The organism is Pseudomonas sp. PA15(2017), assembly GCF_001945395.1.
In the GTDB taxonomy this organism is placed as follows: Bacteria; Pseudomonadota; Gammaproteobacteria; order Pseudomonadales; family Pseudomonadaceae; genus Aquipseudomonas.
Genome location: NZ_MSXV01000004.1, coordinates 1 through 19,084, shown reverse-complemented (window position 1 = coordinate 19,084; position 19,084 = coordinate 1). Strand labels below are relative to the sequence as shown.

The following is a 19,084-nucleotide window of genomic DNA, read 5'->3' as shown; positions in this document are numbered from 1 at the left end:
ATAATGAAAAAAGTAATCTCCAACAATGTGCTGGCGGGGACACGGGTCGGCGCACTCGTGGCGGGGCTGTTCGTCGTCCTGATCATTTCGATCGTGATGCTGTTCGCCAACTTCGCGTACATGAATACGCAAAGTAACTACGACACCGAGTACCTCAGCAACGCCGGTGAACTGCGCGTGCTGTCCCAGCGTATCGCCAAGGATGCCACCGAATCCGCTGCGGGCAAGGCCGAGGCTTTTGCCCTGCTTCGCGATGCCCGCAACGATTTCCAGACCCGTTGGGGCTACCTGACCGACGGTAATGCGCAGACCGGTCTGCCTGCCACGCCGGCATCGGTACAGGCGCAGATGGCTGCCGTGCAGCAGGACTGGGATGCCCTGCGCCAGAACGCCGACGCCATTCTGGCCAGCGAGCAGACCGTTCTGTCGCTGCACCAGGTTGCCGCCACCCTGGCCGAAACCATTCCGCAGCTGCAGGTCGAGTACGAGGAAGTGGTCGACATCCTGCTCGAGAGCGGTGCGCCGGCGGCCCAGGTATCGGTCGCCCAGCGTCAGTCGCTGCTCGCCGAACGTATTCTCGGCTCGGTGAACAAGGTGCTCGCCGGTGACCAGGACTCGGTGCAGGCCGCCGACATGTTCGGTCGTGACGCCAGCCTGTTCGGCCGTGTGCTCAGCGCGATGCAGGAAGGCAACGCGGCCATGGAAATCACCAAGGTCAGCGACCAGGAAGCCCTGGAGCGCCTCGGCGAGATTTCCGAGCTGTTCGAATTCGTATCCGGTTCCGTGGACGAGATTCTCGAAACCTCGCCGGAACTGTTCCAGGTTCGTGAGTCGGCCAACACCATCTTCACCGTATCGCAGACCCTGCTCGACAAGGCCTCTACCCTGTCCGAGGGCTTCGAAGGACTGGCCTCGGGCCGCTCGCTGAACACCATCGCCGGTTACGTGCTGGGCGCTCTGGCGCTGGGCTCGATTCTGATCATCGGCCTGGTGATGGTGAAGGAAACCAACCGTCGACTGGCCGAAACCGCCGAGAAGAACGAACGTAACCAGACCGCGATTCTGCGTCTGCTCGATGAGATCGCCGACCTCGCCGACGGTGACCTGACGGTGGCCGCGACGGTAACCGAAGACTTCACTGGTGCGATCGCCGACTCCATCAACTACTCGATCGACCAGCTGCGCGAACTCGTCGCGACGATCAACATGACCGCCGTGCAGGTGGCCGGCGCCGCCCAGGAAACCCAGGCCACCGCCATGCACCTGGCCGAGGCATCCGAGCACCAGGCTCAGGAAATCGCCGGGGCTTCGGCGGCGATCAACGAAATGGCCGTGTCGATTGACCAGGTATCGGCGAACGCCTCGGAATCCTCTGCGGTAGCGGAGCGTTCCGTAGCCATCGCCAACAAGGGCAACGAAGTCGTACACAACACCATCACCGGCATGGACAACATCCGTGAGCAGATCCAGGACACCTCGAAGCGAATCAAGCGCCTCGGTGAATCGTCCCAGGAGATCGGTGACATCGTAAGCCTCATCAACGACATCGCCGACCAGACCAACATCCTCGCACTGAACGCCGCGATCCAGGCCTCCATGGCCGGTGACGCAGGCCGAGGCTTCGCCGTGGTAGCGGACGAGGTACAACGCCTCGCCGAACGTTCCTCCGGCGCGACCAAGCAGATCGAGGCGCTGGTAAAGACCATTCAGACCGACACCAACGAAGCCGTTATCTCCATGGAGCAGACCACCTCCGAGGTGGTACGCGGTGCGCGCCTGGCGCAGGACGCCGGTGTGGCCCTGGAAGAGATCGAGAAGGTATCGAAGACCCTCGCCGCGCTCATCCAGAACATTTCCAACGCAGCACGTCAGCAGGCATCCTCTGCCGGCCACATCTCCAACACCATGAACGTGATTCAGGAGATCACCTCGCAGACCTCGTCCGGTACCACCGCCACCGCCAAGAGCATTGGTAATCTGGCCAAGATGGCCAGTGAAATGCGCCACTCGGTGTCCGGTTTCAACCTGCCGAACGGCGGCGAGCAGGCGTGATCGCCTGCTGTCTGGCGCATTGAACGATGTTCCAGGCGGCAGCCGCGTGCTCGAGCGAGGGCCTCAACATGCAGTCAGGCGTCTGGGCCTTGCAACCGCTGGCGGACATGTCCGCCACGGAGTTCCGCGACTGGCAACAGTTGCTGGAATCGCGCCTGGGCATGGTGGTCAACGAACAGCGCCGGGTGTTTCTGCAGACCAACCTGAGCACGCGCATGCGCGAGCTGGGCATCGCCGACTACGCCAGTTATTACCGGCAGGTCACCGATGGTCCGCGCGGTGCCGTGGAATGGGCGAACCTGCTGGATCGGCTGACCGTTCAGGAAACCCGCTTCTACCGGCATCCGGCTTCGTTCGAGGCGTATCAGGCCTACGTTGCCCGGCGCGGTGAGCAGGGCCTGGAGAAGCCCCTGGCGATCTGGAGCGTGGGTTGCTCCAGCGGTGAGGAACCCTATTCGCTGGCCATTGGTGCCAGCGAAGTGCTGGGCGCGCAAGGACGGTTCGGTGTCACCGGCACCGATATCAGCCGCAGCGCCCTGGCCAAGGCCCGGGACGGCCTGTACGACGAACGCAGGTTGCAGACGATGGATCAAGCGCTGCGCGCGCGCTATTTCGCGGCGCAGGGCGATGGACGCTTCAAGGTTTTGCCGGAACTGGCCGCACGGGTTTGTTGCGCCAGGCTCAACGTGCTGGAATTGGACAAGGCGCCAATGACCGGCATGGACGTTATTTTTTGTCAGAACTTGCTGATCTATTTTCGCCGCTGGCGACGCCGCGAGATCCTCAACCGCCTGGCCGAGTGCCTGGCGCCGGGTGGCTTGCTGGTGATCGGGGTGGGCGAGGTGGTCGGCTGGCAGCACCCGGACATGCTTCCGGTGGCCGACGAGCGAGTGCTGGCGTATACCCGCAAGGGCTAAGAGACGGAGTGTGTATGGGTGATCGGCACGACTATGTCGCCCTGGAGTGGGTCAAGGGCGAAATCGCGGAAACCCTGAAGCAGGCGCGACAGGCACTGGAGGCGTTCGTCGAGAATCCGCAGGATTCGACACGCATGCGCTTCTGCCAGACCTACGTGCATCAGGTTCACGGCACCCTGCAGATGGTCGAGTTCTTCGGTGCGGCCTTGCTCGCCGAGGAAATGGAGCACCTGTCCCAGGCGCTGATCGACGGTCGCGTGGCCAACCAGGGCGAAGCGTTGGAAGTGCTGATGCAGGCCATCCTGCAGCTGCCGGTGTACCTGGATCGCATCCAGACCGCACGCCGTGACCTGCCCATGGCGGTGTTGCCGCTGCTCAACGACCTGCGCGCCGCGCGGGGCGAGAAGCTGCTGTCGGAAACCAGCCTGTTCTCGCCTGACCTGTCTGCCCGTGCCGCGGCGCTGTCGCCCGAGTCGCTGACCCAGCTGCGCACTGCCGAACTGCCGCCCCTGCTGCGCAAACTGCGGCAGATGCTGCAGGTGGCGCTGGTCGGGGTCATTCGCCAGCAGGACATGGACACCAACCTCGGTTACATGGCGCGGGTGTTCGCACGCCTGGAAACCCTGTGCAAGCACTCGCCTCTCGAGTCGCTGTGGCAGATCGCTTCCGGCGTCGTCGAAGGCCTGTCCAACGGTAGCATCGCCAACGGCACCTCGGTGCGCACGCTGCTGCGTCAGGTCGACAAGGAACTCAAGCGCCTGACCGAGCAGGGCGCCGACGGTATCAACCAGGGCGCCCCGGACGAACTCACCAAGAATCTGCTGTTCTACGTCGCCAAAGCCTCGCCGCAGTCGCCGCGCAACCGGGTGCTGCGCGAGCGCTACAACCTCGACGAAGCGCTGCCCGACGATGGTGTGGTCGATGAAGAGCGGGCGCGTCTGGCCGGCCCCGACCGCGATGCCATGCGCTCGGTGGTGGGCGCACTCTGTGAAGAGTTGGTGCGCGTCAAGGACAGCCTCGACCTGTTCGTGCGCAGCGACCGTGCCCAGGTCAGTGAACTGCAGGCCCTGCTGGTGCCGCTCAAGCAGATCGCCGACACCCTGGCCGTGCTCGGCTTCGCCCAGCCGCGCAAGGTGATCGTCGACCAGCTCGACGTGGTGCGCGCGCTGACCGAAGGCGCTCAGTCGCCGAGCGATGCCGTGCTGATGGACGTGGCCGGCGCGCTGCTCTACGTCGAAGCGACGTTGACCGGCATGGTCGGTCAGACCGACGGCAACAAACGCGAAGAAAGCCACCTGCCCACCACCGATGTCGGGCAGATCCACCAACTGGTGATCAAGGAGGCGCGCAATGGCCTGGAACAGGCCAAGGACGCGATCATCGAGTTCATTGCCTCGCAGTGGAATCATGACCATCTGGCCCGCGTGCCGGAGCTGCTGACCCAGGTGCGAGGTGGTCTGGCGATGATTCCGCTGGCGCGCGCCGCCGCGCTGCTCAATGCCTGCAACCGCTATATCCAGGAACAGCTGCTGGCCCGCAAGGCGGTGCCGAACTGGCAGAACCTCGACACCCTGGCCGATGCCATCACCAGCGTCGAGTACTACCTGGAGCGCCTGTCCGAAGACCACGCCACCCAGGGCGACCTGATTCTCGACGTCGCCGAGGAAAGCCTCGAGGCGCTGGGTTACCCGCTGCAGGAAAAACCATCGATTCTCGACGCTCCCGTCGACGACGAACCAGCGCCGCTGGATGATCCGCTGCACGATATCGACGTACTGGCGGCGCCGGCTGCCGACATCACTCAGGCGGATGCTGCCGTCGAGTTGGCCGCAGATCAGCTACCTGTGCTGGACGAGCCGGCTTTCGAGCAGCCGGAGACGATCACCGACGACGCGCCAGGCCGCGTTAACGACCTTGCCGACCTGCAGTGGGCACTGGACGATCAGCCGCACACTCATGCCACGCAGCCCGACGAGCTGCCCGAACTCCCCGGCGAAGTGATCGAGCCCGGTGAGCAGGCTTCCGAGACCCTCGTCGAGGCCCATGGGACGCAGACACTCGACAATGGGGCGTGGGCCGATGAGCAACCTCAGGCGCTGACGCCCGAGCAAACCAGTGAAGCGGTTGATCCCTATACGGTCGACCTCGGCGAACTGGGCGACGACCCGTACGCCGATGCCAAGGCGGCGGTCGCCGATGACGCCTGGGCGCTGCACGACAGTGACCTGCTGGACGAGCGCGCCGCCACTGCACCGCAGGATGATGCCTTCCTGCTGTCTGCAGAGCCGCTGGAGCTGGGCGAGCCGGACATTCTGCCGGCTACCGAGCAACCTGCTTCCATCGCCGATGACGATTGGTCCTTCGACCTCGACGATCAGCCGGCCGCCTCGCCCGAACCGCACGGTCGCGCCGGAGACGAATTGTGGTCGCTCGACGAGCTGCAAAGCGATCTCGAACCCGGCTCTGCCGAGCCGACCGCCGCCGAGTTGCCGGCGCTCGACCTGCCGACACAAGGTTTCGAAGACCAGCCGCTGGAACTCGAAGCGCTGGATCTGGAGGCGACCGACGAGCCGCAGTGGAACGAAGTCGACCTGGACGACCTGCAACTGCCGGAGGTCGAGCTGCCCGGCCTGCCCGAGGCGTCCGCGGTCGAAGAATCGGTAGCTGAAAAGCCGCTGTCCATGGCCGACGTAATGGCTGCGCCGGTGCAGGCGATCAACCCGCCGGCGGCAGACGTGCCGCCCAGCCTGCTGCCGCCGCCTGCCGATGAAGAACCCATCGATGAGGAACTGCGCGAGGTCTTTATCGAGGAAGCTGGCGAGGTGCTGGAAACCATCGCCGAGTTTCTGCCGCGCTGGTGCGCCGACACCGACGACCGCGAGGCGCTGACCGAAATCCGCCGCGCCTTCCATACCCTCAAGGGCAGTGGCCGCATGGTGCGCGCGCTGGTCATCGGCGAGCTGGCCTGGTCGATCGAGAACCTGCTCAACCGCGTGCTCGACCGCAGCATTCAGCCCGGTGACGAGGTCAAGCAGGTGATCAATCAGGTCGTGGCGCTGACGCCCGAGCTGGTCGAAGAGTTTGCCGCCCAGGCCCAGCGCCAGCGTGATGATGTCGACCGCCTGGCGGCCGACGCCCATGCGCTGGCCAAGGGGCTGAGCCTCCCAAAGCATGACGCCCCGGCTGCCGCGGTAGCCGAGCCCGCGGGCGAGATCGAGGCTGCCGCACCGGTCAACCAGGAACTTGCGAGTGAAGAGCCCGCGGGGCTCGATCCGCAGTTGCTGGAAATCTTCCGCAACGAGGCGGAAACCCACCTCGACACTCTGGCCGCCTTTCTCGACGACTGCGCCCGTGAAATGCCGCAGCCGGTGACCGACGACCTGCAGCGCGCCCTGCATACCCTCAAGGGCAGCGCCTACATGGCCGGCATTCTGCCGATGGCCGAAGTGGCCGCGCCGTTGGAAAAGATGGTCAAGGAATTCAAGGTCAATCTGGTGCCGCTGGACCTGACTGAAGCCGAGGTGCTGGTCGAGGCCCAGGCATTGTTCCGGCAAGGCCTGGCCCAGCTGGAAAGCGACCCGCTGCGACCGATTCCAGGCACCGAAGCCTTCCTGGAGCGTGTGCAACAGCTGCACCAGCAACGCCTCGAGCATGCCCGGAGCCAGCGTCAGGACGAGCACGGCGAGAGCCGCGATCCGCAGCTGATCAGCATCTTCCTGGCCGAGGGCATGGACATCCTGCTCGATGTCGAAGACCTGCTGCGCCGCTGGCGTACGCAGCCGTCCGAACGCCAGGAACTGAACACCCTACTGGAAGAGCTGACGACCCTCGGTCGCGGCGCGGAAATGGCCGAACTGCCGCAGATCGACGAGTTGTGCGAAGCGCTGCTGGACGTCTATGGCGCCGTGGAAGACGGCAGCCTGGCGGTCAGCGAACGGTTCTTCGATGAGGCCGAGCAGGCCCACGAAGCGCTGGTCAGTATGATGGATCAGGTCGCCGCCGGCCTCGAGGTCAGCGCCTGCCCCGAACGAGTGGCCGCCTTGCGCGCACTGTTCGACGAAGCGCTCGACCCTGCCAAGCTGGCCCTGCTGTCCGGCGACGTGCCGGGCCTGCAGGTGGTCGAGCTGGAGGAGGCGACCCGCGCGCTGCAAGCTACGGATGACGGCGAAAAGCCGCTCGAAGCCGTCGAGTCTGACGACAACGAGCTGGAGTCGATCTTTCTCGAAGAGGCAGCGGACATTCTCGACAGCGCCGCCAGCAATCTGCAGCGCTGGCTGGCAGAGCCGGACAACCGCACGCTGCTGTCGTCGCTGCAACGCGACATGCACACCCTTAAAGGCGGCGCCAACATGGCCGGCGTAACGCCGATCAGCGAGCTGGCCCACGAGCTGGAAGCCCTCTACGAGGGGCTGGTGGATCGCCGCTACGGTGTTTCCCCTTTCGCTACCGACAGCGTGCAGCAGGGCCATGCGCTGCTTGGCGGCATGCTCGCCAACCTGCAGGCGCGCCAGCCGGCGCAGCCTGCCGATGAGCTGGTCGAGGCCATTCGCCAGTTTCGTCAGCGCGGTGGCCAGGACGAGCAACACGCCGAGCCCGAGGCGCCGGTCGCCCCTGAACCGGTCGAACATCTGGATGCCTGGCCAGAGCCAGAGCCAGAGCGAGAGCCAGAGCCAGAGCGAGAGCCAGAGCAAGAGCGAGACCTAGATCCAGAAGCTGCGGCCATCGAGCCAGCTTTAGCAACTGCCGAGCCGCCCATGCTGCCCGCCGAGCCGACTCAGGCCGTGGTGCACGGCGACCGCGATCCCGAGCTGGTCGAGATCTTTCTCGAGGAAGGCTTCGACATCATCGACAGCGCCGGTGCGGCCCTGACGCACTGGATGGATGACGTCGACAACAGCCTCGATCTGGAGTCCCTGCAGCGTGATCTGCACACCCTCAAGGGTGGCGCGCGGATGGCCGAGATCCGTGAGATCGGCGATCTGGCCCACGAGCTGGAATTCCTCTATGAGGACCTCGGCAACGGGCGTCTGCGCCCCAGCCCGATGTTGTTCGAGCTGCTGCACGCCTGTCACGACCGCCTCGCCGAGATGCTCGACGCCGTACGCTCGCAGCGCCAGGTGCCCAATGGCGACGAGCTGATCGAGACCATCCGCCGCCTGCGTGCCAACCCGGACGAGCAGCTCAGCATGCCGCGCGCCGTGCCGTTGAGCGCCGCGCCGCAGGAAGCTTTCGATGCCGACAGCGACGAAATCCTCGATATCTTCCTCGAAGAAGCCGACGACCTGCTCGAAGCGATGGAAGCTGGCATCGGCCGCTGGGAAGAGCGTCGTGACGATGCCGGCTGCATCGACGACCTGCTGCGTATCCTGCATACCCTCAAGGGCGGTGCCCGCCTGGCTGGGCAGAAGCAGCTGGGCGACCAGAGCCATGACCTCGAGCAGCACCTGACCGAAGCCCAGACCCAAGGTGCGCCATGGCCGGATAGCCTGTTCCTGGACGTGCAGTCCGGTTTCGAGGGGCTGCAGAAGAGCCTCGACGAACTGCGCCTGCGCCTGCAGCAGCAACCCCAGGACGAGCGCCCGGCGGCCGAGCCCGAGCAGCCGGTGGCGCGTGCAGCGACGTCCATCGTTGCCGCCAGCGAACGGCCGGTGGTCGCCGCGCAGAACCGCGTGCTGCCGTTCGTGCAGCGCGCCGAAGTGGCTGCCGAAGAGGCCGCCGCACGGCGTGCCCCGCAGGAGCTGGTCAAGGTGCCCGCCGATCTGCTCGAGGGCCTGGTCAACCTGGCCGGTGAGACGTCGATTTTCCGGGGGCGCGTGGAACAGCAGGTCAGCGACTTCGGCTTCACCCTGAGCGAGATGGAAGCCACCATCGACCGCGTGCGCGATCAGCTGCGCCGCCTCGACACCGAAACCCAGGCGCAGATCCTCAGCCGCTACCAGGCCGAGGCCGAGCGCGCCGGGTACGAAGAGTTCGACCCGCTGGAAATGGACCGCCATTCCCAGTTGCAGCAGCTGTCGCGGGCCCTGTTCGAATCGGCCTCCGACTTGCTGGACCTCAAGGAAACCCTGGCCTCGCGTAACCGCGATGCGGAAACCTTGTTGCTGCAACAGGCGCGGGTCAACACCGAGCTGCAGGAAGGCCTGATGCGCACGCGCATGGTGCCGTTCGATCGCCTGGTGCCGCGTCTGCGCCGTATCGTGCGCCAGGTGGCCAGCGAACTTGGCAAGCAGGTCGAGTTCACCGTCGGCAACGCCGATGGCGAGATGGACCGCACGGTGCTCGAACGCATCGTCGCGCCCCTGGAGCATATGCTGCGCAACGCCGTCGACCACGGTATCGAAGGCGCTGCGGTGCGCGCCAATGCCGGCAAGCCGGAGCAGGGCAGCATTCGTCTGGAGCTGGGCCGCGAGGGCGGCGACATCGTGCTGACGCTCAGCGACGACGGCGCCGGTATCAACCTCGATACGGTGCGCCGCAAGGCCGTCGAACGCGGCCTGATGGACGCCGGCTCCGATCTCAGCGAACACGAGATCCTGCAGTTCATCCTCGAGGCCGGTTTCTCCACCGCCGAGAAGGTCACGCAGATTTCCGGGCGTGGCGTCGGCATGGACGTGGTCAACGCCGAGGTCAAGCAGCTCGGTGGCTCGATGAGCATCGACTCGGTGATCGGTGAGGGCACCACCTTCCGCATCCGTCTGCCGTTCACCGTATCGGTCAACCGTGCGTTGATGGTGCTGTCCGGCGAAGACCTGTACGCCATTCCGCTCAACACCATCGAAGGTATCGTGCGCGTTTCGCCGTACGAACTGGAAAGCTACTACGGCCCCGATGCGCCGCGTTTCGAGTACGCCGGGCAAGCCTACGAGCTGCGCTACCTGGGCGACCTGCTCAACAATGGCCAGCATCCCAAACTGGTCGGCCAGAGCCTGCCGCTGCCGGTGATTCTGGTGCGCTCCAGCGAACACGCCGTGGCCGTGCAGGTGGATTCCCTGGCCGGTTCGCGGGAGATCGTGGTGAAGAGCCTCGGTCCGCAATTCGCCACGGTGCCGGGTATTTCCGGGGCGACCATCCTCGGTGACGGTCGCGTGGTGGTGATTCTCGACCTGCTGGCGACCATCCGCGAATTGCATGCGCATCTGCAGTATCAGATCCGGCCGCGTCTGACGGCCGACGCTGGCAGCGTGCCGGAAGTCGAGGTCGAGCGCCCGACGCTGGTCATGGTGGTGGACGACTCGGTCACCGTGCGCAAGGTCACCAGCCGCCTGTTGGAGCGCAACGGCATGAACGTGCTGACCGCCAAGGACGGTGTCGATGCCATTGCCCAGCTGCAGGAGCATCGCCCCGACATCATGCTGCTGGACATCGAAATGCCGCGCATGGACGGCTTCGAGGTCGCCAACCTGATTCGCCACGACGAAGGCCTCAAGGATCTGCCGATCATCATGATCACCTCGCGTACCGGCGAGAAACACCGTGAGCGGGCGATGAGCATCGGCGTCAACGAGTACCTCGGCAAGCCCTACCAGGAGTCGCTGTTGCTCGGCTCCATCGAGAGATGGACCAAGCGCTCATGAGCCAATCCAGCGCAGCACGCATCGCCGTGATCGCCGACACCTCGCTGCAGCGCCATGTGCTGCAGCAGGCCCTGAGCAGCAACGGCTATCAGGTGGTGCTCAACAGTGATCCTGGGCGCCTCGATGACGCAGCGTTGCAGGCCTGTGAAGCGGACTTGTGGCTGGTCGATCTGGTGCAGTCCGATGACCTGCCGTTGATCGACACCCTGATGGCCAATGCCGAGGTGCCGGTGTTGTTCGGCGAAGGCCATGCGCCGCAGCGCAGCTCGGAAAACTACCCGCGCTGGGAGCGCCGGCTGGTCGGCAAGCTGAAGAAGCTGGTTGGCGATCCGGCCCTGGCCACCGTGGGCGGCGGCCTGGACGGCGTGCTGGCCGAGGCCCAGCGGCCGGGCCGCATCGAACTGCCGGCGGCGCTGGCCAACACGCCGTTGCAGGCGGGTGAGCCGGCCCGGCAGGTCTGGCTGCTGGCGGCATCGCTGGGCGGGCCGGCGGCGGTCAAAGCGTTTCTCGATGCGCTGCCGGGCGGCCTGCCGGTGGCGTTCCTGTATGCCCAGCATATCGATCCCAGCTTCGAGACCACCTTGCCCCAGGCCGTCGGCCGCCATAGCCAGTGGCGCGTCGGCACCGTGCGTGATGGCGATGCCTTGCGCTGTGGCGAAGTGGTGGTGGTGCCGATCAGCAACGAGCTGACCTTTGCCGATGACGGCATCATGCGAGTTGCCAATCGCCCCTGGCCGGAACCTTACAGCCCGTCGATCGACCAGATGATGCTCAACCTCGCCCAGCGCTACGCCGCCGACAGTGGCGTGATCGCCTTCAGCGGCATGGGCAGCGATGGCAGCGCCGCGGCCGCCTACCTGAAGCGCCAGGGCGGGCTCATCTGGACGCAGCGCGCCGAGAGCTGCGCCTGCTCGAGCATGCCCGACAGCCTGCGCGAAGGCGGCTACAGCAGCTTCACCGCCGATCCGCGGGAGCTGGCAGCGGCGCTCGTCGAGCACCTCGCCGAGCAGTGCGCCGGTTATCGGCATGCCTCTCCAACCACCCTCGCTGTCTGACAGGATGTTTTCATGAGCCAAGCCGTCGTTACCCAGAACAGCGTCAGCAGCCTGACCGGTCTGGTCGTGCCGCTGGCCGATCGCACACTGCTGCTGCCCAACGTGGCGGTGGCCGAACTGATTCCCTATCGCGCGCCACCGGCCCTGGCCGGCATGCCGGACTGGTTTCTCGGCCAGGTTGCCTGGCGCGACCTGAGCCTGCCGCTGCTCAGCTTCGAGGCTGCCAGCGGTGGCGCTGCAGTGGTTGGCGACGGTGCCCGCATCGCGATTCTCAATGCCCTGGGCGGCCGCGCCAATGTCAAGTTCATCGCCTTGCTGGTTCAGGGCATTCCCCGTTCCCTGCGGGTGACCGAGGATCTGCCGCGGGCGGACGTGGCCCTTGCGGCGCTGGAGCTGGCTGCCGTGAAGGTGGATGACGCGGTATTGCGCATTCCCGACCTGGAAGGGCTCGAGCAACTGCTCGCCGACGCCGAGCTGATCTGAGCACCGCAGTATCATTTTGAAACAGGTCAAACTTTTTTCTCCCCCCACGACTCACAACCCAGTGCCGCCGGCCGCCAGAGCAGGCGCACTCAACCGTAAGCCGATGGAGAAAAGTCATGAGCGCCACCCCTCTCACCGATATCAGCATCCTGCGCCAGCGCGCGCGTCAGCACCTTGAGTCCGGCGCGATCACCGAGAGTTATTCGGCCGATCGCGAGACAGTCCTGCGTCTGCTCAACGAGTCGTTGGCCACCGAGCTGGTCTGCTACCTGCGCTACAAGCGCCACTACCACATGGCCACCGGCCTCAAGGCCAGCGTTGCCGCTGCCGAATTTCTCGAGCATGCGCAGCAGGAGCTGGAGCACTCCGACAAACTGGCCGAGCGCATCACCCAGCTTGGTGGTGAGCCGGACTTCAATCCGGCCACGCTAATTGGCCGCTCCCATGCCGAGTACGTTGCCGGTAGTTCGCTCAAGGAGATGGTGACCGAGAACCTGGTGGCCGAGCGCATCGCCATCGACAGCTATCGCGAGATCATCGCCTTCCTCGGCAACGACGATCCGACCACGCGACGCATCTTCGAAGACATCCTCGCCCAGGAAGAAGAACACGCCGACGATATGGCCGATATCCTCGACGATCTCTGAGGCGTTGGCCGGGGGGCGCATTCAACGCCCCGGCGATCAGCGGCGCGGCAGCATCGAGCGCAGCACGCCGTCGCGCAGCCCGTAGTGGTGCCAGAGCGCCATGCAGGCGTGGCCCAGGATCAAGGCGAACAGCAGGTACTTTGCGGTCAGATGAAACTGACGGGCCAGGGCGCGGGTGGCATCGGAAACCGGCAGCGGATCGATGGTTACCAGCCAGAACAACTCCACCGGCCGTTTGCCGAACAGCAGGCCGCTCAGGGGCATCGCCAGCAACAGCGCATAAAGGACACCGTGGCCCAGCTTGGCGGCGTTGCGCTGCCAGCGTGCGCGGTCGGCCAACAGCTGTGGTGTGCCTTGCCGAGCACGCACCAGCAGGCGCAGAACGGTCAGTAGCAGAATGCTCAGGCCCAGGGATTTGTGCAGGGTGAACACCCCGCCAGTACCGCCGAGCAGATCGGCAACCAGATCCTGGACATAAGGCAGCGACAGGGTGCAGATGACCAGCACAGCGCTGAGCCAGTGCAGGGTGATCTGGGTGCCTGAATAGCGGTCATTCATGGTGGGTTCTCATCATGCCCGGTGTGCACGGGCCGTCTGCTGATGATAGCCAATTGGCCACAGGTTTCTGGCGGTTTTGCGCGATGCGCCGTCGCCACACCCACAGAGTGGGCTTAGAGCCTGTTCAGGATCTTTCAGACCAGGCTCTTCGATTTCTGGTAGCTGAGTGGCGGTAGCGGCCGTTCGTTCCCGAAGGTTGGGCTGGTGATTATCTGTGGGAGCGGGCCATGCGCGCGAAAAATCGCGGGCATGGCCCGCTCCCACAGATACTGCGCCGATGTCTGCTCCTGCCTTGTAACTGCCACTTCATGCTCATAAGGATCATGAACAGATTCTTAGAAATCGCCCCACAAGTGCTGGGCCAGCGCCAGGCCCGCCACCGGCGCGGTTTCGGTGCGCAGTACGCGCGGCCCCAGGCGCGCGGCGTGGAAGTCGGTGCCTTTCGCCTGCTCGACTTCGGCATCGGTCAGGCCGCCCTCGGGGCCGATCAGAAAGGCCAGCGACGCGGGTTTGGCATGGCTGCTCAGCGGCTCGGCAACGGGGTGCAGCACCAGCTTGAGATCCGCCTGGGTTTGCTGCAGCCAGTCGGTCAGCGTGATGGGCGGATGGATCAGCGGAATTACCGAGCGTCCGCATTGCTCGCAGGCGCTGATCGCCACCTGACGCCAGTGGGCCATGCGTTTGTCGGTGCGCTCATCCTTCAGGCGTACTTCACAGCGCGTGCTGATGATCGGGCTGATCACCTGGGCGCCCAGTTCGGTGGCCTTCTGGATCGCCCAGTCCATGCGCTCGCCACGGGACAGACCCTGGCCCAGGTGGATGTGCAGGGGCGACTCGGCCTGCCCGGTGAACTGCTCGCGCAGCTCGACGCGCACCGTCTTCTTGCCCACCTCGAGCAGTTCGCCGAGAAACTCTTGGCCGCTGCCATCGAACAGCTGCACGGCGTCACCCGCGGCGTGCCGCAGTACCCGGCCGATGTAGTGGGCCTGGGCCTCGGGCAGTTCGTGTTGGCCGAGGGAAAGAGGGGCGTCGATGAAGAAGCGGGAAAGGCGCATGGTCGGTGACGGATATGGGCTGAGGGTGGGCAAGCATAACCGGCTGGTCATTTTTCTGCAGGCCATCGATCGCCGTGGCGTTGCTGCAGGGCACGCGGTGATGGGTGTGAGTCGCTCGCGATAGGTGAACGGCAACGCCGCTCGCTGCATCGAGGGTTGCGACAATGCGTCCATTGGCCATAGGGTAAAAAAAGAGCGGCCTTGCTCCCGGGCCGCATTCCCGGGGCGCTTCAGCACGGCAGGGCTGACCAAGGGGTGGGTGGCTCACGCGAACGCACGTCAGGCAGGGGAAACCTGTTGCCGTTTAGCGGCGTGGGCGCTGCAGCTCATCCTGTTCCAAGGGCGGACTATCCGCCGCTACATTCCACGCTTAGGGAATAATAATGATCGTGCAACGTACCGGATTATCGTTGATGGCGCTGAGCGCCAGTCTTCTGGCCATTTCCACCGCTCAGGCGAACCAGGCCGAATCCAAGGGTTTTCTCGAAGACAGCACGCTGAATCTGCTGACCCGCAACGTTTACTGGCATATGGATCGCCATGCGAGCGGAGCCGAGGATAATCGCGAATGGGGCCAGGGTTTTCACCTCGAATACAGCTCGGGTTATACCCAGGGCGTCGTCGGTTTTGGCGTCGATCTCAATGCCTACATGGGCATCAAACTGGACAGCGGACGAGGGCGATCAGGCTCCGGGTTGCTGCCGGTGGACTCGTCCACCAACCAGGCTGACGACGAGTTCGGCACCCTCGGTGGCGCCGTGAAAATGCGCATTTCCAATTCGGAACTCAAGTATGGCCAGCTGCGGCCCTACAACCCGGTAATCGCAGTCGCCGACGCTCGTCTGGTACCTGCCACCGCGACTGGTTTCCAGCTGACCAGCGCCGAGATCGATGACCTGATCATCGACGCAGGCCATTTCACTTCGTCCAAGGATTTCAACCAGGCCGGTAGCCGCGATGGCTTCTACAGCACCTACGCACCGGGTGCCGAAGGCGGCAGTGTCGATTATGTCGGGGCCAATTGGGTGGCCAGCGATGCCTTGAGTTTCAGTGCCTACGCCTCGCGCTATGAAGACCTGTGGCGTCAGTACTACGGCAACGCCATCTACAACCTGGCGATCGATGACCAGCAGGCATTGAACTTCGATTTCAACATCTATCGGACGCTGGATGAGGGCAAGTCGGTTGCCGGCGACATCGACGTCACCGCCTGGTCACTGGCGACCGCCTACTCGGTGGGGGCGCATACCTTCACCATCGCCCACCAACGGGTGCATGGCGATCAGCCGTTCGACTACCTGACGCTCGGCGGCGGCGGTGCGCAAGACTCGATTTACCTGGCCAACTCCTCGCAACTGGTGGATTTCAACGGGCCGGGCGAGCGCTCCTGGCGCGCCACCTACGCCATGGACCTGGCCAGTTACGGAGTGCCGGGGCTGTCGTTCTACGTCTCGTACATCCGCGGCGACAACGTTGACGGCAGCAAGATGGACGCATCCAGCCCCTACGCCTATTACGCCGACAACGAAAAGCACTGGGAGCGTGATGTGAACGTGCAATATGTGGTGCAGAGTGGCGCGGCCAAGGATCTCAAGTTCCGCCTGCGCCAGGCCACGCACCGTATCTCCGGAACCTCGGATGTGGACTCCGACCAGGTGCGCTTCATCGTCGAGTATCCGCTGAGCGTGCTCTGAGCAAGGCATGACGGCAGGTGGCGCTCGCCCACCTGCCTGCGCCGTCAGCCTGGATCGCGGAAGCCTGGATAGCGGGTGTCGCCTACCGGTACGCTGACCGAAGTGCGGGTAGCCAGGTCGATGCCTTCGCTGGCCACGTCAGCGAGAAAGTCGATCTGCTCTTCGCTGATCACGTAGGGCGGCAGGAAATACACCACGCTACCCAGTGGCCGCAGCAATGCGCCGCGGGTCAGGGCGTGCTGGTACACCTTGAGGCCGCGGCGTTCCTGCCAGGGGTAGGCGACCTTGCCGGCTTTGTCCTGCACCATCTCGATGGCCAGGGCCATGCCGGTCTGGCGCACTTCGGCGACGTGAGAGTGATCGACCAGGTGTGCGGTCGCGCTGGCCATGCGCGCGGCGAGCCGTTTGTTGGCCTCTATCACGCCGTCCTCCTCGAAAATATCCAGGGTCGCCAGAGCAGCGGCGCAGGCCAGCGGGTTGCCGGTGTAGGTGTGCGAATGCAGGAAGGCACGCAGGGTGGCGTATTCGTCATAGAACGCGGCGTAGACCTCATCGGTGGTCAGTACCGCGGCCATCGGCAGATAGCCGCCGGTGAGCGCCTTGGACAGCACCAGAAAGTCCGGCGTGATGCCGGCCTGCTCGCAGGCGAACATGGTGCCGGTGCGGCCAAAGCCGACGGCGATTTCGTCATGGATCAGGTGTACGCCGTAGCGGTCGCAAGCCTCGCGCAGCACCGTCAGGTAGATCGGGTGGTACATGCGCATGCCGCCGGCACCCTGGATCAAAGGTTCGACGATCACCGCCGCGACTTCGTGATGGTGCTCGGCCAGGGTTTGCTCCATGGCGGCGAACATCGTCCGCGAGTGCTCTTCCCAGCTCACGCCCTCCGGGCGCAGGTAGCAATCCGGGCTCGGCACCTTGAGGGTGTCGAGCAACAGCGCCTTGTAGGTATCGGTGAACAGCGCCACGTCGCCCACCGACATCGCCGCCACGGTTTCGCCGTGGTAGCTGTTGGTCAGGGTCACGAAACGTTTCTTCGCAGGCTGGCCGCTGTTGAGCCAATAGTGAAAGCTCATCTTCAGCGCCACTTCGATGCCCGAGGAACCGTTGTCGGCGTAGAACAACCGGCTCAGCCCCGGCGGCGTGATCTTCACCAGCCGCTCGGACAATTCCACCACCGGCTGGTGGCTGAAACCGGCCAGCATCACGTGCTCGAGCTGATCCACCTGCTCTTTGATGCGCCTGCCGATACGCGGGTTGGCGTGGCCGAACACATTGACCCACCAGGAACTGACGGCATCCAGGTAACGCTTGCCCTCGAAGTCCTCCAGCCACACGCCTTCACCGCGGCGGATCGGGATCAGCGGCAGACGCTCGTGGTCCTTCATCTGTGTACAAGGGTGCCAGAGGACGTCCAGGTCACGCTGCATCCAGTGTTGGTTACTCATCGAGTCGCTCTCCCAATTATCAGCGGGCAAGCCTATCAGAAGCGCGCACCTGCCGTTTTTTGCCGTCTGCCACCGCTGATCCGCTGAAAGCGACCGTTCAGGTCCGTGGCTTTGAACGCTTCGAATAGGTCAAGGACTAACCTCGTTGGCATCTGGTGATGGTGCTCAGCTATCGCCTTTCTCGATATTTCACAGCAACAATTTCTGCTATTAGTCGATAGGTTTGTTGCTAATCTCTGTCCAACTCAACTTCTGGAAGCAGGCCATGCAGTGGCGTAATTCTACGTTCCGTTACGGTCTCATCAGCATCTCCCTGCATTGGCTGGTGGCCCTTGCGGTATTCGGGTTGTTCGCCCTTGGTTTCTGGATGGTCGGGCTGAGCTACTACAGCACCTGGTACCAGACGGCGCCGAACATCCACAAGAGCATCGGCATCCTGCTGTTCATCGTCATGCTGGCGCGCCTGGCGTGGCGCCTGGCCAGCCCGCCGCCGCCGGCGTTGCCCGAGCATGGTCGGCTGACGCGCGTGGCCAGCAAGCTGGGGCACGGCTTCCTGTACCTGGGGCTGTTCGTGCTGATGACTTCCGGTTACCTGATCTCCACTGCCGATGGCCGGGGCATCAGCGTGTTCGGCTGGTTCGAGGTGCCGGCGAGTGTGACCAGCATTCCCAATCAGGGGGATGTCGCCGGCCTGATTCATGAATACCTGGCCTGGGCTATCGTGATCTTTGCGGTCCTGCATGGCCTGGCTGCGTTGAAGCACCACTTCATCGACCGTGATCGCACCTTGCTGCGTATCTTCGGGCGCTGATCTTCCTGCGGTTTCGGCGTTGCTCTGCAGCGCCATCCATTTTCATCTCACAAGGAGTTTCCATGTTGAAGAAGACTTTCGCTGCACTGGCGCTGGGTACCGCTCTGCTGGGCGCTGGCCAGGCAATGGCTGCCGACTACGCCATCGACAAGCAAGGCCAGCACGCCTTCGTCAATTTCAAGATCAGTCACCTGGGCTACAGCTGGCTGTACGGCACCTTCAAGGATTTCGACGGCTCCTTCAGCTTCGACGAGAAGAACCCCGAGGCCAGCAAGGTCGACGTGACCCTGAAGACCGAAAGCGTCGACACCAACCACGCCGAGCGCGACAAGCACATCCGTAGCGCCGATTTCCTCAACGTCAGCAAGAACCCGACCGCGACCTTCAAGTCCACCTCGGTCAAGTCGACCGGCCAGGGCGCTGCCGACATCACTGGCGACCTGACCCTCAACGGCGTGACCAAGCCGGTGGTGATCGCCGCCAAGTTCATCGGTCAGGGTGACGACCCATGGGGCGGCTACCGCGCCGGCTTCGAGGGCAGCACCAAGCTGAAGCTGAAGGACTTCAATATCGAGAAGGATCTGGGCCCGGTTTCGCAGGAAGTCGAGCTGATCATTTCCGTGGAAGGCGTGCGCAAGTAAGCCTGACGCTAGAAACAAAAACGCCGGCTCTGACAGACTGTGTGAAAACCTAGCAGTCCGAGGGTGAGTTGAAGACAATGCCTCTATCGGTTGATAGGGGCATTGTCGTTTATGGGTTATATCCAGGGCGAAGGTCGCGGGCAAAGCAG

The 19,084-nt window shown here is 64.2% G+C and carries 12 protein-coding genes; 9 read left to right on the top strand and 3 right to left on the bottom strand.

All coding sequences use genetic code 11. The features are described 5' to 3' along the window. Positions 1-3: 3 nt before the first annotated feature. The 6 genes from BVH03_RS01535 to BVH03_RS01510 all read left to right on the top strand — a co-directional run bounded on the left by BVH03_RS01535 (position 4) and on the right by BVH03_RS01510 (position 12,728). The gene (locus tag BVH03_RS01535) at positions 4-2,052 is read left to right on the top strand and encodes a methyl-accepting chemotaxis protein (RefSeq protein ID WP_075959554.1); all 2,049 of its coding nucleotides are present in this window, start codon (positions 4-6) and stop codon (positions 2,050-2,052) included. Positions 2,053-2,120: 68 nt separating this feature from the next. Then, the gene (locus BVH03_RS01530) at positions 2,121-2,969 is read left to right on the top strand and encodes a protein-glutamate O-methyltransferase (protein WP_075959604.1); all 849 of its coding nucleotides are present in this window, start codon (positions 2,121-2,123) and stop codon (positions 2,967-2,969) included. Positions 2,970-2,983: 14 nt separating this feature from the next. Continuing rightward, complete coding sequence (locus tag BVH03_RS01525; protein WP_075959553.1) at positions 2,984-10,543, top strand: Hpt domain-containing protein; 7,560 nt, start codon at positions 2,984-2,986, stop codon at positions 10,541-10,543. Further along, positions 10,540-11,598 (top strand): chemotaxis protein CheB, encoded by a 1,059-nt coding sequence (locus BVH03_RS01520; protein ID WP_075959603.1) that lies wholly within the window; start codon positions 10,540-10,542, stop codon positions 11,596-11,598. The genes BVH03_RS01525 and BVH03_RS01520 overlap by 4 nt, the downstream gene beginning before the upstream one ends. 12 nt (positions 11,599-11,610) lie before the next feature. After that, positions 11,611-12,081: a chemotaxis protein CheW gene (locus BVH03_RS01515; RefSeq protein ID WP_075959552.1), complete on the top strand. Its 471-nt coding sequence runs from the start codon at positions 11,611-11,613 to the stop codon at positions 12,079-12,081. A 116-nt stretch (positions 12,082-12,197) separates the two neighbouring features. Next, on the top strand, positions 12,198-12,728 hold the full coding sequence (locus BVH03_RS01510) for a bacterioferritin (RefSeq protein WP_075959551.1): 531 nt from the start codon (positions 12,198-12,200) through the stop codon (positions 12,726-12,728). A 36-nt stretch (positions 12,729-12,764) separates the two neighbouring features. On the opposite strand, the gene BVH03_RS01505 is transcribed toward BVH03_RS01510, so the two are convergent. Both BVH03_RS01505 and BVH03_RS01500 read right to left on the bottom strand, forming a co-directional pair. After that, entirely contained in the window at positions 12,765-13,286 is a 522-nt protein-coding gene (locus BVH03_RS01505) for a cytochrome b (protein ID WP_075959550.1), read from the bottom strand. A 335-nt stretch (positions 13,287-13,621) separates the two neighbouring features. Next, complete coding sequence (locus tag BVH03_RS01500) at positions 13,622-14,341, bottom strand: 16S rRNA (uracil(1498)-N(3))-methyltransferase (protein ID WP_075959549.1); 720 nt, start codon at positions 14,339-14,341, stop codon at positions 13,622-13,624. A 383-nt stretch (positions 14,342-14,724) separates the two neighbouring features. On the opposite strand from BVH03_RS01500, the gene BVH03_RS01495 reads away from it, so the two are divergent. Next, the gene (locus tag BVH03_RS01495) at positions 14,725-16,035 is read left to right on the top strand and encodes an OprD family porin (RefSeq protein WP_075959548.1); all 1,311 of its coding nucleotides are present in this window, start codon (positions 14,725-14,727) and stop codon (positions 16,033-16,035) included. A 44-nt stretch (positions 16,036-16,079) separates the two neighbouring features. Here BVH03_RS01495 and BVH03_RS01490 read toward each other — a convergent pair whose 3' ends face one another. Further along, complete coding sequence (locus BVH03_RS01490; protein ID WP_075959547.1) at positions 16,080-17,483, bottom strand: adenosylmethionine--8-amino-7-oxononanoate transaminase; 1,404 nt, start codon at positions 17,481-17,483, stop codon at positions 16,080-16,082. Between the two features lie 265 nt (positions 17,484-17,748). Between BVH03_RS01490 and BVH03_RS01485 the strand changes: the two genes are divergently transcribed. Both BVH03_RS01485 and BVH03_RS01480 read left to right on the top strand, forming a co-directional pair. Further along, entirely contained in the window at positions 17,749-18,294 is a 546-nt protein-coding gene (locus BVH03_RS01485) for a cytochrome b (protein WP_075959546.1), read from the top strand. A 62-nt stretch (positions 18,295-18,356) separates the two neighbouring features. Beyond that, a complete protein-coding gene (locus BVH03_RS01480; protein ID WP_075959545.1) occupies positions 18,357-18,935 on the top strand; it encodes a YceI family protein in 579 nt (192 codons plus the stop codon). Positions 18,936-19,084 lie beyond the last annotated feature (149 nt).

Coding starts and splice junctions, on each gene's coding strand:
- BVH03_RS01500 (WP_075959549.1), bottom strand. CDS start 14,341: ATGCGCCTTTCCCGCTTCTTCATCGACGCCCCTCTTTCCCTCGGCCAA.
- BVH03_RS01520 (WP_075959603.1), top strand. CDS start 10,540: ATGAGCCAATCCAGCGCAGCACGCATCGCCGTGATCGCCGACACCTCG.
- BVH03_RS01525 (WP_075959553.1), top strand. CDS start 2,984: ATGGGTGATCGGCACGACTATGTCGCCCTGGAGTGGGTCAAGGGCGAA.
- BVH03_RS01480 (WP_075959545.1), top strand. CDS start 18,357: ATGTTGAAGAAGACTTTCGCTGCACTGGCGCTGGGTACCGCTCTGCTG.
- BVH03_RS01485 (WP_075959546.1), top strand. CDS start 17,749: ATGCAGTGGCGTAATTCTACGTTCCGTTACGGTCTCATCAGCATCTCC.
- BVH03_RS01515 (WP_075959552.1), top strand. CDS start 11,611: ATGAGCCAAGCCGTCGTTACCCAGAACAGCGTCAGCAGCCTGACCGGT.
- BVH03_RS01505 (WP_075959550.1), bottom strand. CDS start 13,286: ATGAATGACCGCTATTCAGGCACCCAGATCACCCTGCACTGGCTCAGC.
- BVH03_RS01490 (WP_075959547.1), bottom strand. CDS start 17,483: ATGAGTAACCAACACTGGATGCAGCGTGACCTGGACGTCCTCTGGCAC.
- BVH03_RS01510 (WP_075959551.1), top strand. CDS start 12,198: ATGAGCGCCACCCCTCTCACCGATATCAGCATCCTGCGCCAGCGCGCG.
- BVH03_RS01535 (WP_075959554.1), top strand. CDS start 4: ATGAAAAAAGTAATCTCCAACAATGTGCTGGCGGGGACACGGGTCGGC.
- BVH03_RS01495 (WP_075959548.1), top strand. CDS start 14,725: ATGATCGTGCAACGTACCGGATTATCGTTGATGGCGCTGAGCGCCAGT.
- BVH03_RS01530 (WP_075959604.1), top strand. CDS start 2,121: ATGCAGTCAGGCGTCTGGGCCTTGCAACCGCTGGCGGACATGTCCGCC.